Annotated in this window: 12 protein-coding genes and 1 tRNA gene; 9 read left to right on the forward strand and 4 right to left on the reverse strand. The window is 63.4% G+C overall.

Annotated elements, in window-relative coordinates; all coding sequences use genetic code 11:
- Positions 1–3: 3 nt before the first annotated feature.
- Entirely contained in the window at positions 4–954 is a 951-nt protein-coding gene (locus QRM57_RS11025; protein ID WP_235520656.1) for an ABC transporter substrate-binding protein, read from the reverse strand.
- Positions 955–1,293: 339 nt separating this feature from the next.
- Complete coding sequence (locus QRM57_RS11030; RefSeq protein WP_284986584.1) at positions 1,294–2,004, reverse strand: 3'-5' exonuclease; 711 nt, start codon at positions 2,002–2,004, stop codon at positions 1,294–1,296.
- 66 nt (positions 2,005–2,070) lie between these two features.
- Between QRM57_RS11030 and QRM57_RS11035 the strand changes: the two genes are divergently transcribed.
- From QRM57_RS11035 to QRM57_RS11045, 3 genes are read left to right on the forward strand one after another with little or no spacing between them, the layout of a single operon-like run.
- A complete protein-coding gene (locus QRM57_RS11035; RefSeq protein WP_257369245.1) occupies positions 2,071–2,487 on the forward strand; it encodes an MGMT family protein in 417 nt (138 codons plus the stop codon).
- Positions 2,484–5,816, forward strand: coding sequence for an ATP-dependent helicase (locus QRM57_RS11040; RefSeq protein ID WP_284986585.1), 3,333 nt, complete (start codon positions 2,484–2,486; stop codon positions 5,814–5,816). Before QRM57_RS11035 ends, QRM57_RS11040 begins: the two co-directional genes overlap by 4 nt.
- Complete coding sequence (locus tag QRM57_RS11045) at positions 5,813–9,328, forward strand: ATP-dependent helicase (protein WP_284986586.1); 3,516 nt, start codon at positions 5,813–5,815, stop codon at positions 9,326–9,328. Before QRM57_RS11040 ends, QRM57_RS11045 begins: the two co-directional genes overlap by 4 nt.
- Before the next feature lie 3 nt (positions 9,329–9,331).
- Here QRM57_RS11045 and QRM57_RS11050 read toward each other — a convergent pair whose 3' ends face one another.
- The gene (locus QRM57_RS11050) at positions 9,332–10,564 is read right to left on the reverse strand and encodes a macrolide 2'-phosphotransferase (RefSeq protein WP_284986587.1); all 1,233 of its coding nucleotides are present in this window, start codon (positions 10,562–10,564) and stop codon (positions 9,332–9,334) included.
- A 172-nt stretch (positions 10,565–10,736) separates the two neighbouring features.
- Here QRM57_RS11050 and nudC point away from each other — a divergent pair, with 172 nt between their 5' ends.
- The 3 genes from nudC to QRM57_RS11065 are packed head-to-tail and all read left to right on the forward strand — an operon-like array spanning position 10,737 to position 14,478.
- Positions 10,737–11,726, forward strand: a complete 990-nt coding sequence (gene nudC, locus QRM57_RS11055; protein WP_284986588.1) for an NAD(+) diphosphatase — start codon at positions 10,737–10,739, stop codon at positions 11,724–11,726.
- A complete protein-coding gene (locus tag QRM57_RS11060) occupies positions 11,723–13,855 on the forward strand; it encodes an ATP-dependent DNA helicase UvrD2 (RefSeq protein WP_284986589.1) in 2,133 nt (710 codons plus the stop codon). Before nudC ends, QRM57_RS11060 begins: the two co-directional genes overlap by 4 nt.
- Positions 13,855–14,478 carry a M48 metallopeptidase family protein gene (locus QRM57_RS11065; RefSeq protein WP_284986590.1) on the forward strand — a complete coding sequence of 208 codons (624 nt, stop codon included), beginning with the start codon at positions 13,855–13,857 and terminating at the stop codon, positions 14,476–14,478. Before QRM57_RS11060 ends, QRM57_RS11065 begins: the two co-directional genes overlap by 1 nt.
- A gap of 64 nt (positions 14,479–14,542) precedes the next feature.
- Here the strand turns inward: QRM57_RS11065 and QRM57_RS11070 are convergent, their stop codons facing one another.
- Positions 14,543–15,979 (reverse strand): zinc-dependent metalloprotease, encoded by a 1,437-nt coding sequence (locus QRM57_RS11070; RefSeq protein WP_284986591.1) that lies wholly within the window; start codon positions 15,977–15,979, stop codon positions 14,543–14,545.
- Positions 15,980–16,189: 210 nt separating this feature from the next.
- Between QRM57_RS11070 and QRM57_RS11075 the strand changes: the two genes are divergently transcribed.
- The 3 genes from QRM57_RS11075 to QRM57_RS11085 all read left to right on the forward strand — a co-directional run bounded on the left by QRM57_RS11075 (position 16,190) and on the right by QRM57_RS11085 (position 20,660).
- The gene (locus QRM57_RS11075; protein ID WP_284986593.1) at positions 16,190–17,326 is read left to right on the forward strand and encodes a YlbL family protein; all 1,137 of its coding nucleotides are present in this window, start codon (positions 16,190–16,192) and stop codon (positions 17,324–17,326) included.
- Between the two features lie 126 nt (positions 17,327–17,452).
- Positions 17,453–20,449 carry a UPF0182 family membrane protein gene (locus QRM57_RS11080; protein WP_235520645.1) on the forward strand — a complete coding sequence of 999 codons (2,997 nt, stop codon included), beginning with the start codon at positions 17,453–17,455 and terminating at the stop codon, positions 20,447–20,449.
- A 137-nt stretch (positions 20,450–20,586) separates the two neighbouring features.
- Positions 20,587–20,660 (forward strand) — tRNA-Met (locus QRM57_RS11085).
- The last annotated feature ends 254 nt before the right edge of the window (positions 20,661–20,914 follow it).

The raw sequence follows: 20,914 nt of genomic DNA on the forward strand, positions 1-20,914 counted from the left end.
GGGTTACTTGGCGGGGATCTGGACGGCCTTGCTGCCCGGCTTCCAGCCCTGGGGGGTCTGCTCAGCAGCAGTCGGACGATCCTTGTACCACTCGGCCGTGAGCTTGGTCCACGTGCCATCGGCGATCACAGCGTCCAAGCCGGAGTTCAGGGCATCGATCAGGGGCTTGTTGTCCTTGTTCACTGCGTACGCGGTGAAGTTCTGGGTGTTGACAACCTTTTCGGCGATCTTGGTGTTGTCGCCTTCCTTGACCTGGCCTTCTGCCTGCTGCGACGGGGCCACCCAAGCGTCGATCTGGCCGTTCTTTACGTTGCCGTAGACCGTGTTGTAGTCAGGGAAACGGACAGGCTCGATCTTGAGCGTGTTGGTCATGTAGTCATCCTGGACGGTGCCCTGGACAACGCCGACGCGCAGGCCTTCCTTGATGTCGCCGAAGCCGGTGACCTTGGAATCCTTCTTGGTGACGACGGCCATGTAGCCAAAGTCGTAACCGTTGGTGAAACCGACGGTCTTGCGGCGGGCGTCCGTGGTGGAGATCGAGGAGGATCCGACGTCGAACTGCTTGTTGCCCACCTGGGAGAGCAGTGCTGAGAAGTCAGTCGATGCGAATTCGACCTTGAGGCCCAGCTTGTCGCCGATGGCGCGCAGCAGTTCATTGTCGTAGCCGGTGAACTTGCCGGAAGGATCAATGAAGATGTTGGGCGGGGCGTCGGAGAGGGTGCCCACGCGAAGGGTGCCGTCAGTGATGAGGCCGAGCTTGGACTTGTCGATCTTGTCCAAGGGGGTGACGTCAGCGGTGGTGAAGGAGTCCAGGCTCTTTTGGTCGCTGCCGGCGAGGGCGTCGGTGGGGGTGCCGCTCGGGGTGGAGGATCCACCGCCGCATGCTGCCAGGGAAATCACCAGGGCTGCGGCCACAGGGGCGACAGACAGCCACTTAGGGGCTTTGAATTTCATGAAGAAATCACTTTCATCGGGTCACGGAGACGTATCGCGGTGGGCGGGGAACACGGCAGCGAAACGAAAGTTGGCTGCCCTAGCAGACTTCAACCCGCCAAACTTAATTATGTCACCAGGGCCCCAGGAGCCAGTGAATCGAATAAGTGGGTGCCAACGCTCGGTTTAGCCGAATATAGTTCCTACCAGGAGTGCATTGCCCCTTAAACTATTCAACGGTTGGACGAAGTCGTGGAATCCGCGCACGAATACAGGCCTGATGGGGGTTCCCGAAATCAGATGTGACTTGCGTCGCAGAACGTAATCCGCGGGGGACGGTTCCGCGTGCGCGGTGCGCCGCTAGAAGCCGCCTCTGCTGGCGTCCTCGGGCGGAAGGACGGGCCATTCGCCCTCGATGACGGCCGTCGGCTTGCTGCGGCGGAGATACTGCTGGAAATCAGCAGCCTGCGAGGCCGCCCAGTCCACCTGCAACTGGTGGAGCGTGGATGCCGGCATCTGCAGCTTGGGAAACTTGCCGGCCATGGCGTCCAGCACCCTCAAGGTTGCCAGGGCATCCGCAGCTGACGTGTGGGCATTGTTGAGGTCAACCCCGTATTCCTCGCACAGGGCGGTCAGGGTCCGCTTGCCCTTCCGGTAACGGTCAACCTGCTTGTTCATGATGTAGGGATCCAGTACGGGGAAGCGCGTCAGTTGAGGGACGCCGTAGCGGGCGGATTCCGCCGCGAGGACCGTGAAATCGTAACTGGCGTTGAAAGCGATGACCGGAGTGCCGTCGTCGAAAAGTCCCTGAAGAACTGCGGCTACCTCGTGGGTGACCTCTGCGGCGGGGCGCCCCTCCGCCCGCGCCCTTTCGGTGGTCACGCCGTGGACCTCGCTGGCCTCGGCAGGAATTTCAACACCTGGATCCGCCAGCCATTCATGCTCGGCGATGAGCTCCCCGCGTTCATCCACCACCGTGATGGATGCGGTGACGATCCGCGCTGACCGGGAGTTTTTCCCGGTGGTCTCGAGGTCGAAGGCGGCGCGGGAGAGGGTGTTCCAGGAGCTCATGTCTTCAAGCTACCGGCTGGCTCCGACACTATTTGGGCACGACACTCCTGCCGTTACGCTGAACACATGCGGATGGAGTATGTGACGGCGGTGCTGGCCGTTGTGGACCTCGTTCCGTCCGGCTCGGCAGTGTCCTATGGTGATGTCGCCGAGCTTCTGGGCGCCGGTGGTCCACGGCAGGTCGGCTCCGTCATGAGCCATTACGGCAGTCCCGTGGCGTGGTGGAGGGTGCTGCGGGCCAGCGGCGAGGCGCCTGCCGGGCACGAAGCCGATGCCCTGCGGCACTACCTGGCCGAATCCACCCCTCTTCATGGTGCGTACCAGGCTTTCCTGCTCACGGGCGAGGGCCGGTGGCGCGTGGACTTGGCCGCCGCGCGTTGGGCACCAACGGATGCGGAATTTGATCAACTTGATGTGATCTCGGACCAGTTGGAGCGTCAACTCCATATTTTGTCGGTGCCCGATGATGAAATGACTGTGTGACCGCGACACCCACTAAAACCCGCCAAGCTTCGGCAACGCTCCGCCTGCTGCCGCCGCGCGAGACCCACTACGCGGCACCTGTTCTATCCCCGGACCAGCAGGCCGTGGTTTCGCTTCCACAGGGAAGTGGCCCCGTACTCGTCCCAGGCGGTCCGGGAACGGGCAAGTCCACAGTCCTCATTGAATCGGCTGTCCGCCGGGTCCGCGAGGATGGCCTGGATCCGGGCAGCATCCTCATCCTTGCCCCGGCACGGCACGCGGCCGCTGGCCTGCGGGACACCTTCACGGGTCGATTGGACCGTAGCCTCAGCACGACGCCGGCGCGGACGTGGGCTTCGTACGCCTTCGATGTCATCCGGCGCGCCAAAGCAGAAGGCATCCTTCCGCTGGCCCGGCCGCCCAAGCTCCTGTCCGGACCCGAACAGGACCTCATCATCAAAGAGCTGCTGGAAGGCCATGCGCGTCCCGGTTTCCATCTGCCCTGGCCCGAGGATCTTACGGCTGCGCTGCCCACCCGCGGTTTCCGCCACGAGATCCGGCAGTTGTTCGACCGCATCATCGAATCGGGCCGAACTGCCGAAGACCTGGTTGGCCTGGCCTATGAATGTGGCCGGCCGGACTGGATGGCGGCGGCAGAGCTGTACAGCGAGTACAGGGATGTCCTGGACCTGCGAATGCCCGAGGCCTTCGACCCCGCTGGAATTATCACCGCGGCACGGCAGATTTTCCAGGACTCACCGTCGTTCCTGGCCGCCGAAAGGGACCGGCTCCAGCTCATCCTCGTGGACGACGCCCAGGAATCCAACCCTGCCGTGTTCGAGCTCCTCGCCGATGTGGCGGAGGGCAAGGATGTTGTGGTGACGTATTCCCCGGATACCGTCGTGCAGGGGTTCCGGGGTGCGCGGCCGGACCTCGTAGCTGAGCTGCCATCCCTGCTGGGGGGCGCCAATCAGGACATCGTGGAACTTCCCCTGGGCGTCACCCACCGGCATACGCCGGCGGTAGCCGAAGCCTGGACGCGGGTCGCCGCCCGCATTTCACAGCGGTCCGGCGGTCAGCTCGCACGGCGAATGGAACAACCGGCCGACTCTGTTTCCGGGCAGGATAACGGGGCAGGGGAGGGCCGCGTGGAAGGTCATGTGCTTCCCTCCGCCGTCCACGAAATGCGATACGTAGCCCAACGCATCCTTGAAGCGCAGCTCCGTGAGGGGCGGGAGTTCAGCGATATCGCGGTGATTGTTCGCAACGGCGGGCAGATCTCGCAATTGCAGCGCTACCTGGGCGGCCAGGGGATCCCGGTGCGGGTTCCTGTGGCGGACTCGGCCGTCCGCGACGAAGTGGCAGTCCGTCCTCTATTGGAGGCCTTCGCGATTGTCCTGGACCCCGCCAAACTCACCCCCGAGACAGCAGTTTCCCTCCTCACCTCCCGGATCGGCGGCGCCACCGCTATCGAACTGCGCAGACTGCGGCAGTCGTTGCGCCGCGAGGAACTGCTCGGCGGCGGAGGGCGGTCAAGTGACGCTTTGCTCGTGGAGGCGTTGCTTCAGCCAGGCGCTTTGGCTTCACTGGGAATTGAAGGCAGCTCGGCACGTCGGCTGGCACGGATGTTTTCGGCGGGGGCCGCGGCCGCAGAACAGCCTGGCGCGAATGCCGAATCCGTGCTGTGGGCCCTATGGCAGGCCACGGGGTTGTCATCCCGGTGGGCAGAAGCAGCGCTTGAGGGCGGCACCGCCGGGGCGCGCGCTGACCGGGACCTGGATGCCATGATGGCGCTGTTCCACACGGCGGAACGGTTCGTGGACCAGTTGCCGGGCTCCGGTCCCGAACAGTTCCTTGACTATTTAATGAACCAGGAACTTCCCATGGACACCCTCGCGGCCCGTGCACAGCTGGAGGCCTGCGTTGAGATCATGACCCCGGCCAGCGCTGCAGGCAAGGAATGGCCGGTGGTGATCGTTGCAGGCCTTCAGGAAGGTGTATGGCCCAACACCCGTTTGCGTGGTGAACTGCTCGGCAGCACCGTGTACGCCGACGCCGTGGAGCATGGGGTGGACTATGCCCTGGCACGTGGACCCTTGAGCCGGCTCCGCGACATCCGCTACGACGAGCTGAGGAGCTTTTCGACGGCAGTCTCGCGTGCCCGCGAGGTCCTTATTTGCACTGCCGTGTCTTCCGAGGACGAACAGCCCTCGGCGTTCCTGGACTACGTGGCACCGCTGGCCGGCGGCGAATATCGGCGCGAGTACACGCCCGTGGACCGTCCCATGACCCTGCGTGCACTCGTCGCGGAGTTGCGGCAGCATGCACAGGCAGGCGAGTCCGATCCCGGGGGGCGGGAAACCGCACGGGAGGCTGCACGGGTACTTGCCCGCCTCGCCAGCACGGAACCGTCTGTCGCGGGCGCCCACCCGGACACCTGGTGGGGGCTGGCACCACTGAGCTCTGAAGCTGCCGTGGTGCCGCCCGGGGGCACAGTGTCCGTCTCGCCCTCGAAAGTCGAAGCTGTCCACAAGTCACCCCTGGATTGGTTTGTCCAGGCCGCTGGAGGAGAGGCAGCTACGGATTTCGCGCGCAGCCTGGGAACGCTGGTGCACAGCATCGCCCAGGAGCTGCCCGATGCCTCCGGCTCCGAGTACGTCGCAGAGCTGGTCAGACGCTGGCCCACCCTTGGCATGAAAGACAACTGGGAGGGCAAACTGGACTTCCAGAGGGCCGAACTCATGGTCCGTAAGCTGGCCCAGTATGTGCTCCTCATGCGCAGCGAGGGAAGGAGCCTGCTGGCCGTCGAGCATGATTTTGAAGTCCAGCTTCCCGATGTCCACGTGGATGACCTTGGCGTGGACGAGCCCGGGGCCGGGAACACGCGGCACGCAGTCCTCCGAGGTCAGGTGGACCGTCTGGAGATCGATTCCGGGGGCCGGCTGGTCGTCGTGGACCTCAAGACCGGAAAACGCCAGCCCGGTAAAGCCGAAGTTGCCAGGCACCCCCAGCTCGGTGCTTACCAGGCTGCCGTCCTTCAAGGTGCCTTCCGGGACGCCGTAACCGTTACGGAAACGCCCGACGCCGGACCGGCGGACGCCGCAGTCCCGGGCGGAGCGGTGCTGGCCCAGCTCGGCACCAAGGCCAAGAGCCCCGCCGTGCAGCAGCAGGAGCCGCTTGACCCTGCCGATAACTGGGCCGAGGGCCTGGTCAATGAGGCGGCTGGGCTCATGGCTGCGGCGACTTTCGAAGCCCGGCACGACCCCAGCAAAAGCGGCCACGGCGGCCATGGGTGCCGTCTCCCCGATATCTGCCCGTTGTGTGCCAGAGGAAAGCAGGTCACCGAATGACAATCGAGCTCCTGGCTGGTTCTGCCGCCAGCAGTCCGGGCGCGGAGGACGTTCCTGAGCCCCGGTTCACACCCTCGCAACTGGCTGGGGTTTTGGGTGAAAAGAACCACCCCACGGACGAACAAGCCGCCATCATTGCATCGTCCCTCACTCCACGCCTGGTCATCGCTGGAGCCGGTTCCGGAAAGACTGCCACCATGGCGGACCGCGTTGTGTGGCTCGTGGCTAACGGCTGGGTGCGCCCTGAGGAAGTCCTTGGCGTCACTTTCACCCGGAAGGCCGCAGGGGAGCTTGCCAGCCGCATCCGGAGCAAACTGGCCACGCTGCAGCGCATTGCAACCGAAGACGACGGCAGCCTTGGTTTCCCGGAAGGGTTGATGGGCACAGACGACCTCGAACCCAAGGTCTCCACTTACCACTCCTACGCAAGCGGCATCGTCTCCGACTACGGCCTGAGGCTGGGTATTGAACGCGACGTTGTCCTGTTGGGCGGCGCCCAGTCCTGGCAGCTCGCCAGTGAAGTCGTCGAGGCCTACGACGGCGACTACGAACACTTCACCGCGGCCAAGTCAACCCTGGTCAACGCCGTCATCCAGCTGGCGGGGGAGTGTGCCGAGCACCTTCAGGACCCGGCCGCGGTCAGGGAATGGGTCCTTGAACGTGTCCACACCTTCGAAGAGCTTCCTTACGTAGCCTGTGCAAAGAAGAACCCCACCCAGGCCGCTGGCGAGCTGGCGTCGATGCTCAGGACCCGTGCCAGTGTCGCTGACATGGTGGTCCGATACCAGGAGGCAAAGCGGCAGCGGGGTGTCCTCGATTTCGGCGACCTTGTGGCACTCGCCGCGAGGATCGCCAGCGACATCCCCCTTGCCGCCACCACCGAACGTGCCCGTTACAAGGTGGTGCTCCTGGACGAATTCCAAGACACCTCGCATGCGCAGCTCGTCCTGTTCTCGCGACTGTTTGGACAGGGCCACGCTGTCACCGCAGTGGGCGACCCGAACCAGTCGATCTATGGTTTCCGCGGTGCTTCGGCAGGACAGCTCTTCCATTTTGTGCAGGAGTTTCCCGTCAGGCGTATCGACACGGCTGGCGGGACTGAAACGTACTCCGTGGCTCCCACGTCGTACCTGACTACGGCCTGGCGCAACGGTCGGAACATTTTGGAAGCGGCCAATACCATCGCAGCGCCCTTGAACAAGGCAGCGGTCATGGATGGGCCGGCAGGGGAGAGGGACTCAGCCTCCGGTGTCTCGGTCCCGCCATTGGTTCCCAGCCCGGCGGCCGTTGACGGGAGCGTGGTGATTGGGCGTTTCAGCACCGATGAGGATGAAGCCGCTGTCATTGCCCGCGATGTCCGGCGCTACCAGCGGACGGTCTTCGAAGAGGAGGCGGACGGTACGCCGGTCAGGCCGACGATGGCGGTGCTGTGCCGGCGACGCGCCCAGATGGAGTGCCTTCGCCGCGAGTTCGAGCTGCAAGGGATCCCGTATGAAATCGTGGGCCTCGGAGGCCTGCTGGACACGCCGGAGATAGTGGATTTGGTCGCCACCCTGCGGGTGCTGGCAGACCCTGGGCGTTCTGATGCCCTGATGAGGTTGCTGGCCGGAGCACGTTGGCGCATTGGTCCGGCGGACTTGATGGCTTTCAGCGATTGGTCGCGTTCGCTGGCCCGTCGCCGGTCTGCCCCGGACTCCCACCCGGATCCCATCGATGCCAATGAGGAGCCGGCAGCGGTGGTGGTTGAGAGCGATATCACCGATGCCGCAAGCCTGGTGGAGGCCCTGGACTTCCTGCCCAAGCCCGGCTGGACTTCGGGGCACGGAAGGAGCTTGAGCGAGGCCGGTTTGGAACGCCTCGCCAGGCTTGCCTCTGAACTTCGCTTCCTTAGGAGCTACATTGGCGACGACCTCACCACGCTCCTGGGCGAAGTGGAACGGGCGATGCTCCTGGACATCGAAGTGGCAGCCAAACCGGGAATCAGCATTCACCAGGCCCGCCGCAACCTGGATGCGTTCCAGGACGCCGCGGCCGGGTTCCTGCAGACGTCGCAGCGCATCGACCTTCTGGCGTTCCTGTCCTGGCTGGAAGCGGCCGCATCAGAAGAGGGCGGTTTGGACGTCGCTCCGGTGGAGACCAACAGGGAAGCCGTGCAGTTGCTGACAGTCCATGCCTCCAAAGGACTGGAATGGGACGTTGTCTTTGTTCCCGGGCTCAATGCCGGTTCGTTCCCCAGCAACCGGGATTCCCGATGGAGCAGCGGAGCTGCTGCATTGCCGTGGCCATTGCGGGGGGACCGCGCAGACCTCCCGCAGTGGGACCTTGACCAGCCGGACCAGAAAGGGTGGCTGGACGCAGAGAAGGATTTCAAGTCCGAGGTCCAGCATCACGGTGAGGCAGAGGAACGCAGGCTGGCGTATGTGGCCTACACCCGGGCCAAATTTGTCTTGTGGGCCTCAAGCGCAGCTTGGAACGGCTCCCGCTCGGGGATGGCCTCCATGTCGGGTTTCCTGTCAGAACTGGCCCCGCTCACCGGATTGGAAGGAGTGGACGGGGAAGGCCGGGAACCGGCTATCGCCCGCAGGACGGCACAAGCAGTCATCCATGCGGAATCCGTGGCCGAGGAAGCGTTACCGGAGGAAAGCCCGTTGACCGCAACTTTGGAAGTGGCACAGTTCCCCTATGATCCTCTGGAGGGACCGTCCGATCCCCGGACCGGCGCGCGTCTCAGGCTGGTTCCCGGGCGTCGGGCTGCCATGGACCAAGCAGCGGCGTTGGTTCGCGGCTTTATGGAAGGACACAGCTCCAGCGAGGCCTCCGATGATCTGAGTGGCATGGCCGCACGATGGTCCCAGGAGGCCGAACTCCTGCTGGACCGCCAGCGGATGCGTTCATCAGTCCAGGACGTCCACCTGCCCAGCCACATCTCTGCATCGCTGTTCGTGGACCTCGGATCCGATCCGACAGCTGTCCTGTCCCAACTCCGCAGGCCCGTGCCCCGGGAACCTGGAATCTCAGCCCGCAAGGGTACGGCCTTCCATGCTTGGGTGGAGGAGTACTTCGGCTCAACCGGCATGTTGGACCTTGACGAGGCACCGGGTTCGGACGCCCACATCGACGAGGCCTACGGCCTGGACGAGATGGTGTCGGCGTTCAAACAGTCAGAGTGGGCCCATCGTGCCCCCGCATTCGTGGAAGTTCCGGTGGAAACCCGCATCGGCGACGTCGTGGTCCGTGGTCGCATCGACGCTGTCTTCCGTGACTCTGATGGGCGTTGGCAGCTCATTGACTGGAAGACCGGCCGCCGTCCATCAGGCCAACAGTTGGCGTCGCGCGCAGTTCAGCTCGCCGTGTACCGGCTCGCCTGGGCACGATTGCAAGGAGTTCCCCTGGACGACGTCAGTGCCGCCTTCTACTACGTGGTGGACGACTCCGTGGTGAGGCCACATGATCTGGGCACGGCCGAAGAACTGGAGGAGATTATTGAACGTGCTTTGAAGAACAGTGCCTGAGGCCTAAGAGCGGTCCACCGAATGCAGTGGTGTCACGTTGACCACGTTGATGGCGGCCGTTGAGGTTTCATCGTGGTCGGCCGGGGTGCCTGAGCCGGATTCGTTCCCGTCGTCGGTGCCGCCCGGTTCGCCTTCTTCGTTCGAAGACCCCACCTGTGTTGCGCCGGCCGGTTCGGCGGCTGGGGGGATGGCGGCCACCGAAACGGCTGGTCCGACGTCGGGAATCGCTACGACGCTGACAGCCGGCTGCGAGGCGGCCGCGACTGCGAGGTCGTGCGCTGCAGCCTCGTTTTCGGCGGCTTGGGCCGCTTCGTCGCGCCGGGCTTGCTCTTCGATGTCGTTGGCAAGGGTTTGGAGCATGGACTCCGCCTCGGCTGTCATGCTTTGGTGTCCGGCGGCCATGGCCTTCACCAAGTATTGGGCCAGGGCAAACTCGGCCAGCAGGGCAGCACGGCGAAGAAGGTGGTTGTCGGGAGTCTCGCGGCGCGCCTGTGTGTAGTGGCTCAGGACCGCTTGGACGAATGAGGATTCGTTGGAGGCCACCAGCCAGGCAAAATCGTCGGCCGGATCGCCAATGCGAAGGTCCGTCCAGCCTGTCACCGCGGTCACGGCGTCATCCTGGACCATGAGGTTGTCTTCGTGAAGATCGCCGTGCACTACTGAGGTGTTGAACCGCCAGAGGGCAACATCTTCGAGTGCGTGTTCCCAGCGGCGAAGCAGCGTTGCCGGGATCTTGCCGGTGGTGGCGGCCTGGTCGAGTTCGTTGAGCTTGCGCTGCCGGAATTCGTTGGCCGAGTAGCTCGGGAGGTCTGCGTTGGTGACCAGCGTCAGAGGCAGGTCGTGGATGGCTGCCAAGGCGGCACCGACTTCACGGGCCAACGCCGGAGTTCCGGCTGAGATTTCCTCTATGGACAGCATCGCGCCCTGAAGGTGGGCGTAAACGAAGGTGGTGAGCGCCCCCTGGCGTACTGTGCCCGCGATGGTGGGGACATGGAACGGAAGCTCCGCCCGGATAGCGGGCGCGAAGGCGCGGAGCACCATGAACTCCGTCTCCAACCGGGTGCTGGCTTCCGGATGGCGCGGCGAACGGACGCGCCAGCGCTTGCCTTCCGCATCGAGCAACAGCGCCGAGTCAAAATCGGCGTCGTCGTCGGGGGAATAGGCTGTAGCCGTCGGTGCCAATCCAGGCACCGCCGCGGTTGCTATAGCGGCCAGTTCGAGCGGTGTTCTTCTCACGTGTTCCACGGTAGATTGAGTGCGGCCTCAGGCCATGATGCAGCGCGGCGAGTCTTCAGATCCGCAGTAAAACAAGGAAGAATACGTCGTTCAAACGGCATAGTGTCGCGGTGTCCACAAGGTAGGGCCCCTTCAAATGTTTTTTGTCGGTACGAGTCAGTACGGTAGATACATGAGTTATACGGAGTCCCCGGCACTGGCCAACCACCTGATGGACACAGTCTTGCCGGTGCGCCCGGCGATGGTGGACCGGGGCTCGGCGGCGCGTATGAAACCTGGCATGGTCGAGGAACTCATCTCCTCCGGTAGTGCCCGGGCCATGGTGATTTCGGAGCGCAAGGCGCTGGTCACCGCGGACGGCCTGTGGTTTGCTGACGCCACGACGCTGTGGAATGCCCTCAAAGACTCCGACGCCGGTGCCGTCACGGCCATCTACCTCGGCACAACCCTCACACCGTCGTCTGTGGCAGAAGGCACTCCCGTTCTGCTGTTCACAGTCAATCAACCGCCAGCACCGGGCACCTTGACGGTGCCTTCGGATGTCCAGTGGGCAGGTTTCCGGGAGGTCGCAGCACGGCTGGGCGCCGTCGATACCGCCTTGTTCATCGAGGCCAGCGCCATTTCCAACTGGCACGCAAACCACACCCACTGCCCCAAGTGCGGTAATCCCACTGACATCGAAGCCGGCGGGTGGGTCCGGCGGTGCCCGAAGGACAACTCGGAGCACTATCCCCGCACTGATCCCGCCATCATCGTCACTGTCGTAGGACCCGACGGTCGCCTGCTCCTGGGCGGAGGTGGACCCGCGGATGCCAGGAACTACTCCACCCTTGCCGGATTCGTGGAGCCGGGCGAGTCCTTGGAACAGGCCGTTGTGCGTGAGATCGGGGAAGAAGTGGGCGTCCGTGTAACCGCCTGCCAGTACCTCGGATCGCAGTCCTGGCCTTTTCCCGCCTCGCTCATGTTGGGCTTCACGGCAACAACGGACGACGCCGTGGCGCGGCCCGACGGCGTCGAGGTTACCCGCGCGCGGTGGTTCAGCCGTGAGGAGCTGCAGGAAGCGGTGCTAAGTGGTGAAATCACCATCTCAACTCGCCTTTCCATCGCACGTTCCCTGATCGAGCACTGGTACGGCGGCGTCATCGAAGACCTCCAGCCGTGACAGCGGAACTTTTCGACGCCAGCACATCGCTTGAGGAACGCATCCTCGGCGGCTTGGATGAAGAGCAGCGCGAAGTAGCCAGTACCTTGACGGGTCCACTCTGTGTACTTGCCGGGGCGGGCACCGGCAAGACGCGGGCCATCACGCACCGTATAGCCTACGGAGTGCACTCGGGGGTATACAGCCCCCAGCGGCTGTTGGCTGTGACGTTCACTGCCAGGGCCGCCGCGGAAATGCGAAGCCGCCTTCGGGATCTCGGTGTGGCCAACGTCCAGGCTCGTACCTTCCATGCCGCTGCCCTGCGGCAGTTGCAGTTCTTTTGGCCCCAGGCCATCGGTGGTACGTTGCCAAGCCTGTTGGACCACAAAGCCAACATGATCGCCGAGGCTTCCCGCAGGCTCCGCCTCAGCACAGACCGTGCCTCCATCAGGGATCTGGCTGCGGAAATCGAATGGGCCAAAGTGTCCATGTTGACGCCCGCCAATTACCTGGAGAACGCCCAAGGCAGAGGAACCCCGGGGGGCTTCGACCTGACGGCAGTCTCGAGGGTGTTCCAGGCGTACGAGGATATTAAGACGGACCGCAACGTCATTGACTTCGAAGACGTTCTTCTCATTACCGTCGGGATCCTTCAGGAAGACCCGAAGGTGGCCGCCACTGTCCGCGAGCAATACCGCCATTTCGTCGTGGATGAGTACCAGGACGTTTCTCCCCTCCAGCAACGGCTCCTGGACCTGTGGCTCGGGGGACGGGATGAACTCTGCGTGGTGGGCGACGCCAGCCAGACCATCTACTCCTTCACCGGCGCTTCTCCGAAGCATTTGCTCGGATTCAAGGCGAAGTTCCCGGGCGCTACCGTCGTTAAGCTCGTCCGGGATTACAGGTCCACCCCGCAGGTAGTGAAGTTGGCTAATGAGCTTCTTGGCTCCCGGCGCAGCGGGGGACCCGCGGCTGACGCTGCCTGGGCTCCGCCGCTGCAGCTCATCGCGCAGCGACCCTCAGGACCGGGACCGCGGTTCATGGAGTGTCCGGACGACGAAGCGGAAGCAGCCGTCGTAGCTGGCCGAATCCAGGAATTGCTCAATTCCGGGGTCAAGGCCAGTGAAATAGCCATTCTCTTCAGGACCAACGGTCAGTCCGAGGCCTACGAACAGGCCCTGGCCTCAGCCGGCATTGGCTATCAGCTTCGTGGTGGCGAGCGGTTCTTCGCGCGGAAAGAAGTCCGGGATGCAATCCTGCAGTTGCGTGCTGCTACCCGTGCCGTAGCCGAGGGTCCCCAGGAAGCCCTGGGCCAAGTGGTGCGGGATATCGTGGCTTCGCTCGGTTACACGGATGCGCCCCCACACAACGGGGGAGCGCTCCGTGAGCGGTGGGAGTCCTTGGCCGCATTGGTCGCGTTGGCCGACGAACTTGCTGTGAGCCGGGGAGAGTCCTTCACCTTGGCCGAATTCGTCAACGAACTCCAGGAACGATCGGTGGCGCAGCATGCCCCCACCGTCCAAGGCGTGACGTTGGCCTCCCTCCACGCGGCCAAGGGCCTTGAATGGGATGCCGTCTTCCTGGTGGGCCTGAGTGAAGGCCTCATGCCGATTTCCTTCGCTGACACCCCGGAGGACGTGGACGAAGAGCGTCGCTTGCTTTACGTGGGCATCACCCGTGCGCGTGAGCACCTCACGATGTCGTGGTCCACGGCACGTACTCCGGGTGGCCGGGCCAACCGGAAACCCTCGCGCTTCCTGGATGGACTCCGTCCGGATTCGGTGGCTTCGGCCAATGCACGCAGCAAGTCGGGTCCGGCGCGGCGCAAGGCTGCTGCCCCGGCGTCGTGCAGGGTGTGCGGGAGCATGCTGGCCACCGGCGCTGAGCGCAAAATCGGGCGTTGCAGCCAATGTCCTCCCACGTATGAGGAACAGACTTTCGATGCCTTGCGGCAATGGCGCAAGGAAGAGGCACAGTCGGCAGACGTGCCCGCGTACGTCGTTTTCACCGATGCGACGCTGACGGCGATTGCCGAGGCGCGCCCTTCGTCCCTGGAAGAGTTGGCTGGTTTGGCGGGCATTGGCCCGTCCAAACTTGAGCGATACGGTGAGGCCGTTTTGGCTGTGCTCGCTGAGAGCACTGAGCTCTGATGGCGCGCCCTGCCTCCTCTGCCGCGGGCACCCCTATGGTGACTGAAGATGGTGCGCCGGTGGTCGTGAGGAGATCGGCCCGCAGGCGCAGGACGGTAGCTGCCTTCTGGGAAGACGGCAATGCCGTGGTGGCCATTCCGGCGAGCTTCACCGCGTCCCAGGAACGCGAATGGGTGGGGCGCATGCTGTCCAAACTCAAGAAGCAGGGGGAGCGCCAAGGAGGTTCGGGCAGGCGCCGTCCTGCGACGGACCAAGCACTGGCCAGTCATGCCGCGCATCTTTCGCGGACCTATCTTGGCGGACGGGCCGTTCCGACGTCGGTCCGCTGGGTTGGAAACCAAAACTCACGTTGGGGTTCGGCTACTCCTGCGGATGGCAGCATCAGGCTTTCGAACAAGCTCCAGCCCATGCCGCAGTGGGTTATCGACTACGTCCTGGTGCACGAGCTCGCCCACCTGCTCGTCGCCGGACACAACGCAGCCTTCTGGCGACTGGTGGAGGCCTATCCCGAAACGCAGCGGGCCAAGGCTTTCCTGGAAGGCGTAGCTTTCGCTACGTCCCGGGGGCTGCCGCCCGATACGGACAGCAGCGACGGCGCTGATACGGCAAGCGACGGCTGCTGATTCACCAAGAGCCTTTAAGGCAACAGTGGCCGCCCCGGCAGGGACGGCCACTATTGGATACTGCCTACTTGTTCGGCGACCGCGGGTCCGTGTCGTCCGACTCCGGCTCGTCCTCCGTTGACTCGCCCTTGGAGTCCTGTGCTTCCTGCCCATCGGTGTCGTATCCGCCGTTGAGCAGCTTCTGCAGGGCGTCGTCCACCTCGCTGTCGCTGGCCTCGGCAAGTCGGCGCCGCTCGGAGAATCCCTTGGGGTCGTCCAGGTCGTCACCAGTCGGCAGCAAGTCGGGGTGGTGCCAGATGGCGTCGCGGCCGGCGATTCCGCGTTCTTCCTTCAGCGTTGCCCAAAGGGTCGCAGCTTCCCGGAGTCGGCGGGGACGCAGTTCCAAGCCAACCAGGGACGAGAAAGCGTGCTCCGCGGGGCCGCCCGTCGCCCGGCGGCGGCGGACCGTTTCGCGCAGTGCCGTCGCTGATGGCAAAACGTTGGCGGTGGCTTCTGCAGTCAGTTCATCCACCCAGCCTTCGACGAGGGCGAGTGCCGTTTCGAGCTTTTCAAGTGCGGCCGTCTGAACAGGAGTGCGTTCGGGCGTGAAGACTCCCTGGGACAGGGCTTCCTGGATTCCTTCGGGGTTGCTCGGATCCAGGTCCCGGGCCAGGTCTTCAATACGCGACATATCGATGTGGATGCCACGGGCGTACGCCTCAATGGCGCCGAGGAGATGGCCGCGCAGCCACGGAACCTGCACGAACAGGCGAGCGTGTGCCGCTTCGCGGACGGCGAGGAAGAGCCGGACATCGTTCTCCGGGAGGCTGAGGCCTTCACCGAACTTCGTGACGTTGGCCGGCAGCAAAGCCATTTCAAGGTCGGCCAGCGGAACTCCGATGTCCGTGGAGCTGACCACTTCGGCGGAGAGCGCACCGATGGCCTGTCCCAGCTGCATGCCGAAGATCGCCCCGCCCATGTTTTGCAGCATGGAGGAGGCGCCGCCCATCATGGACTTCATTTCCTCGGGCATCTGCTGGGTGAGTGCGTTGGACAGGGCATTGGCAATGCTGTTCGCCACCGGCTCCGTCAGTCGCTTCCATGTGCCCAGGGTGGCTTCAACCCATTCGGCACGGGACCAGGCACGGCCAATGAGGCCCGTGGCGGAAAGATCTGTGACGGGATCGAGCCAAAGCTCCGCGAGCCGAAGAGCTTCGTCGATTTCCTTTGCTTGGTGGGCGCTGACCGAAGGGTCACTGCCAGTAGCCGCAACGCGCCGCGCATTCTCGTGGGCAAGCTGCCAGTTGACCGGGCCATCGGAGGAAGAGCTCATCATGGCCTGGACTTGCGCGAACATCTGCTGAAGGAGCTGGGGATCGTTGGGCAGCCCCGCAGCCTTGGCCAGCTCGGCGGGATCGATGTTGCCCATGCCCTGCCCGCCCATCAGGTTCTGGAGCATTTCTGCCAGCGGATCCTGGGGATTCTCGTCGTCATTGGACGGATTGTTGGGGTTGGAAGTCATGGTGCCGCCGATCGTCGAACTGGCTGGTGATCTCTTTCACCGTACCGCGCGGGTCCAACGCTGTCTCCCCGGACGGGGCGTCGTTCGCTGTAGGCAAAGCAGTGCCACAACGGCTGAACGCGTACTGTTGATGTTTGGTATATATGCTGCCGTCGACTCCGGCGGCCGAGCCATGTCACCGGAATGCAATACCGGCATAGAGAGGTCCCAATGCTTACTTCGCCCAGCCCCGAGGGCTCATTGGACCCGCGTCAAGTGCACGACGCCGATCCCTCCTCCGTGCCACCGGCACCTGCTCGCGACAACCGGTTCATGGTCATGGTCATTTCCGGCCTGGTGGCCGTGGGTCTTGGTGTCGGCGCAGCAGCACTGCCCGTTCCGTACGTTATTGAGTCAGCCGGTCCTACCTTCAATACGTTGGGTAAAGACGGCGACAAGCCGGTCATCACAATCTCCGGCCATGAGTCTTTCCCCGCCAGTGGCAACCTGGACCTGACCACCGTGGTCATGACAGGCGGCCCGAAGAGCCCCGCCACCATCTTCGATGTCTTCCGTGCGTGGGTCGACCCTTCCAAAGCCATTTATCCTGAGGAACTCATCTACCCCAAGGGCACCACCGCGGAGCAGACGGTCCAGCAGGGCGAAATCGCCATGGAGACGTCCCAGGAGAATGCTGTGGCAGCGGCGTTGCGGGAGCTGGATATCCCGTTTGAACAGCGGCTGACGGTGGCCGGCTTGTCCGACCCGTCGCCGTCGACAGGGAAGATCCAGGAGGGTGACCGGCTGATCTCCATCAACGGCAAGTCCATCACGTCGATGAGCGTGATCCAGGCGGAACTGGCCGCTGCGGCGGGAGCCCCTGCCGCCGTCGTCGTTGACCGGAAAGGCACACAGGTGACCGAAACCGTCACGCCGACCAAGAACGACGCCGGACGCTACGTGTTGGGTGTGCTGCTCGCCAGCGATTTCACGTTCCCGTTCGATGTCCGGATTTCCTTGGATAACGTCGGCGGGCCGAGCGCCGGAATGATGTTTGCCCTGGGGATCGTGGACAGTCTTACACCCGGCGACCTCACGGGTGGAAAGCATGTTGCAGGCACCGGAACCATCAACGCCGACGGTGCTGTGGGGCCGATCGGCGGCATCGCACAGAAGATGATCGGAGCGCGCAGCCACGGGGCCACGATGTTCCTTGCCCCGGCCGCCAATTGCGCCGATGTCGTAGGCCACGTTCCCGACGGTTTGCAGGTGGTCAAGGTCGACACGCTTGCCGATGCCACCTCCGCAGTGGAGCGGCTTGCGTCGGGACAAGACACGGCGGGCCTTCCCACCTGCACAAACAACTAGACTGACGGTGGAACTTAGCTTTACTGCCACTCGTGGCATATATGACGGCCTCCGCCATATCCCAGCGGCAGAGAATGTCAATCACTCGCACACCGACTGTTCACTGACACCAATGAGGTACAGAGTTTGTCCCGTCCCGCCAGCTCCAACCCGCCCGGAAGATCACCGCTGAGACGAGGTGCCCTGACGCCGACGCTTATTGTCGTGGCAGTGGCCGTCGTCGGGTTCATTTTCTTCGCCAATGTCTGGACTGACGTCCTTTGGTACCAGCAGCTCGGCTTCTTCGAAGTTTATCTGCGCGAAAACCTTGCCCGGATCATTACCTTCCTCATTGGTTTCGCGATGATGTTCGCAGCCGTGTTCTTTGCCATCCGGATTGCGTACAGGTCCAGGCCCGTTTACGCTCCCGATGCCGAGTCCAGGGATAACCTGAACCGCTACCAAGCGCAGCTTGAGCCGGTGCGCCGGGTGGTCATGATTGGCCTGCCTATCCTGTTCGGGCTCTTCGCCGGCAGTGCGGCCGCCAGCCAATGGCAAAAGGCCCTGTTGTTCTTCAACCAGGAACCGTTCGGCCAGACAGATCCACTGTTCAACCTCGACATCAGCTTCTACCTGATGACGTTGCCGTTCTTGGGATTCGTCACCGGATTCCTCATCAGCATCGCCGTCGTGGCTGGTATCGCGGGCATCCTGACTCATTACCTTTACGGCAGCATCCGGCTCATGGAGCGCGGTATCTTCACCAGTCGCGCTGCCCAGATCCACATTGCCGTGACCGGCGCGATTTTCCTGGTTCTCCTGGGTATCAACTTCTGGCTGGACAGGTACACCACCGTCCAAAGCAATTCGGGCCGCTGGGCCGGTGCCCTTTACACGGACGTCAACGCGGTGGTTCCCACCAAGGCCATCCTTGCCGTTGCCGCTGCACTCGTGGCGATCCTCTTCATCATCGCCGCGATCATCGGACGCTGGCGCCTGCCGGTCATCGGTACGGCGATGTTGGTCATCACAGCGATCCTGGCCGGTGGCGTCTACCCGTGGGTCATCCAGCAGTTCCAGGTCCGTCCTTCGGAAAACACCCTGGAAAAAGACTTCATTGATCGCAATATCAAGATGACCCGTGCGGCATACGGCCTGGACAAGGTTGATGTGTCGGCTTACAACGCCACCACCAACGCTACGTCCGGTGCGCTGGCCGCCGACGCCCAAACGACTGCAAACATCCGCCTCCTGGATCCGAACCTCATCTCATCGGCGTTTGCGCAGCTGGAACAGTTCCGTCCTTATTACCAGTTCCCGCAGACACTCAACGTCGACCGCTACGTGGTTGACGGCAAGGTGCAGGACACAGTGATCGCGGTTCGTGAGCTGAACCCTGACGGCCTGAGCGCCAACCAGCAGACGTGGGTCAACAGGCACATTGTCTACACGCACGGATATGGCGTCGTTGCTGCGAAGGGCAATAAGTTCACCCCCGACGGCAAACCGGATTTCCTTCAGTCAGGCATCCCATCCAATGGCGTCCTCGGCAACGACACCTCGTACGAGCCGCGCATCTACTTCGGCGAAAACTCGCCGGAATACTCCATCGTGGGAGCCCCGGACGGTGCCCCGAACCGCGAGCAGGACCGGCCCGTTGGTCGCGAAGGCGGGGGTGAAACGCAGTACACCTTCAATGGCAACGGCGGCCCGAACGTGGGCAACTGGCTCAACCGGATCCTCTACTCCATCAAGTTCCAGTCCTCTGATCTGCTGCTCTCGGATGGTGTCAATGCGGAATCCCAGATTCTCTATGACCGCAACCCCCGTGAACGCGTCGAGAAGCTGGCCCCCTACCTGACCGTGGATGGCAACGCCTACCCGGCGGTCGTTGATGGCAGGGTCAAATGGATCGTTGACGGCTACACCACCAGCCAGTACTTCCCGTACTCCCAACCACAACAGCTGCAGAATGCCACCGCTGATTCCCAGACCAACGCCGGGCGTACCGTCGCGCTGCCCAACAGCTCGGTGAACTACATCCGCAACTCGGTTAAGGCAACCGTGGACGCCTACGACGGCTCCGTGAATCTCTATGCCTGGGATGACAAGGATCCCATCCTGAAGGCATGGCAGAAAGTCTTCCCCACGGTCATTAAGCCCTTCTCTGAGATGTCGGGCGACCTCATGAGCCACGTCCGCTACCCGGAGGACCTTTTCAAGGTCCAGCGTGAACTGCTTGGCCGGTACCACGTCACGGATCCGGATAGCTTCTACCAGAACAACGATGCCTGGAGCGTCCCGAACGATCCCACCGTTTCGGAAGCCGTCAAGCAGCCACCGTTCTACATGTCGCTGCAGATGCCGGACCAGAACAAACCTGCCTTCCAGCTGACGTCCTCGTTCATTCCGCAGACGGTCAATGGCAGTGCCAGGAACATTCTTTACGGATTCCTGGCGGCCGACTCCGACGCCGGAAACGTCAAGGGCGTGAAGGCGGACAGCTACGGGCAGCTACGGCTCCTGCAACTTCCCACCGACACCCAGGTACCGGGACCGGGCCAGGCGCAGAACAAGTTCAACTCGGACCCCACCGTGTCCCAGGCATTGAACCTCCTGCGCCAGGGTGCCTCGGATGTGCTCAACGGCAACCTGCTGACACTGCCTGTGGGTGGCGGTCTGCTCTACGTTCAGCCGGTGTACCTGAAGTCCACTGGTGAGACGTCCTATCCCACGCTCCAGCGTGTCCTGGTGGCCTTCGGTGACAAGATCGGCTTCGCGCCCACACTGGATGCGGCACTAAACCAGCTGTTCGGCGGAGACTCCGGCGCTTCTGCCGGCGACGTCGCCAACAATGGCCAAACGCCAACCACCCCTCCGGGCACCACGACGCCCCCGGCCGGTCCCAGCGATGCCAAGGCTGACCTGAAGGCGGCCTTGGACGAGGCCAACAAGGCCATCCAGGACGGACAGGCGGCCCTGGCCAAGGGCGACTTCGCCGGATACGGCGCACAGCAGACCAAGCTCTCCGAGGCGCTGAAGAAGGCCGTGGACGCAGAAAACCGTTTGGGTGCCACACCAGCACCAACCACGACGCCGGGAGCTACTCCGAGCGCGACCCCGTCGCCTTCGCCCAGTAGCTAAGAGCGGCACGTTCGGCGAGGGCCGGTGCCAGCCTCCTTCTGGAGGCCGGTACCGGCCCTCGCTCGTGCGGGGGAGATGCACATCACGTAGCCAGGATTTGGTCTGCCGTTCACCGGACGGTAGTGTTGTTCTTGCGACGCGGGGTGGAGCAGTTCGGTAGCTCGCTGGGCTCATAACCCAGAGGTCACAGGTTCAAATCCTGTCCCCGCAACTGGAAAAAGGTCCGGATCAGTCATCACTGATCCGGACCTTTTGTTTTGCCTTGAAGGGCCTGCCTCCAAACCCTCACTCACATCCCTCCGGTTTGGGGGAGACGCTCTCTCACGTCCCACCGGTTTGGGGGAGGGGTTGAGGTGATCTCCGGCACGTTCTGACCCGACTGGTCAGAAGCACACCGCGGGTACGGTAGAGTTGTTCTTGCGACGCGGGGTGGAGCAGTTCGGTAGCTCGCTGGGCTCATAACCC

It is taken from the genome of Arthrobacter sp. fls2-241-R2A-172 (assembly GCF_030208885.1).
Taxonomy (GTDB): domain Bacteria; phylum Actinomycetota; class Actinomycetes; order Actinomycetales; family Micrococcaceae; genus Arthrobacter.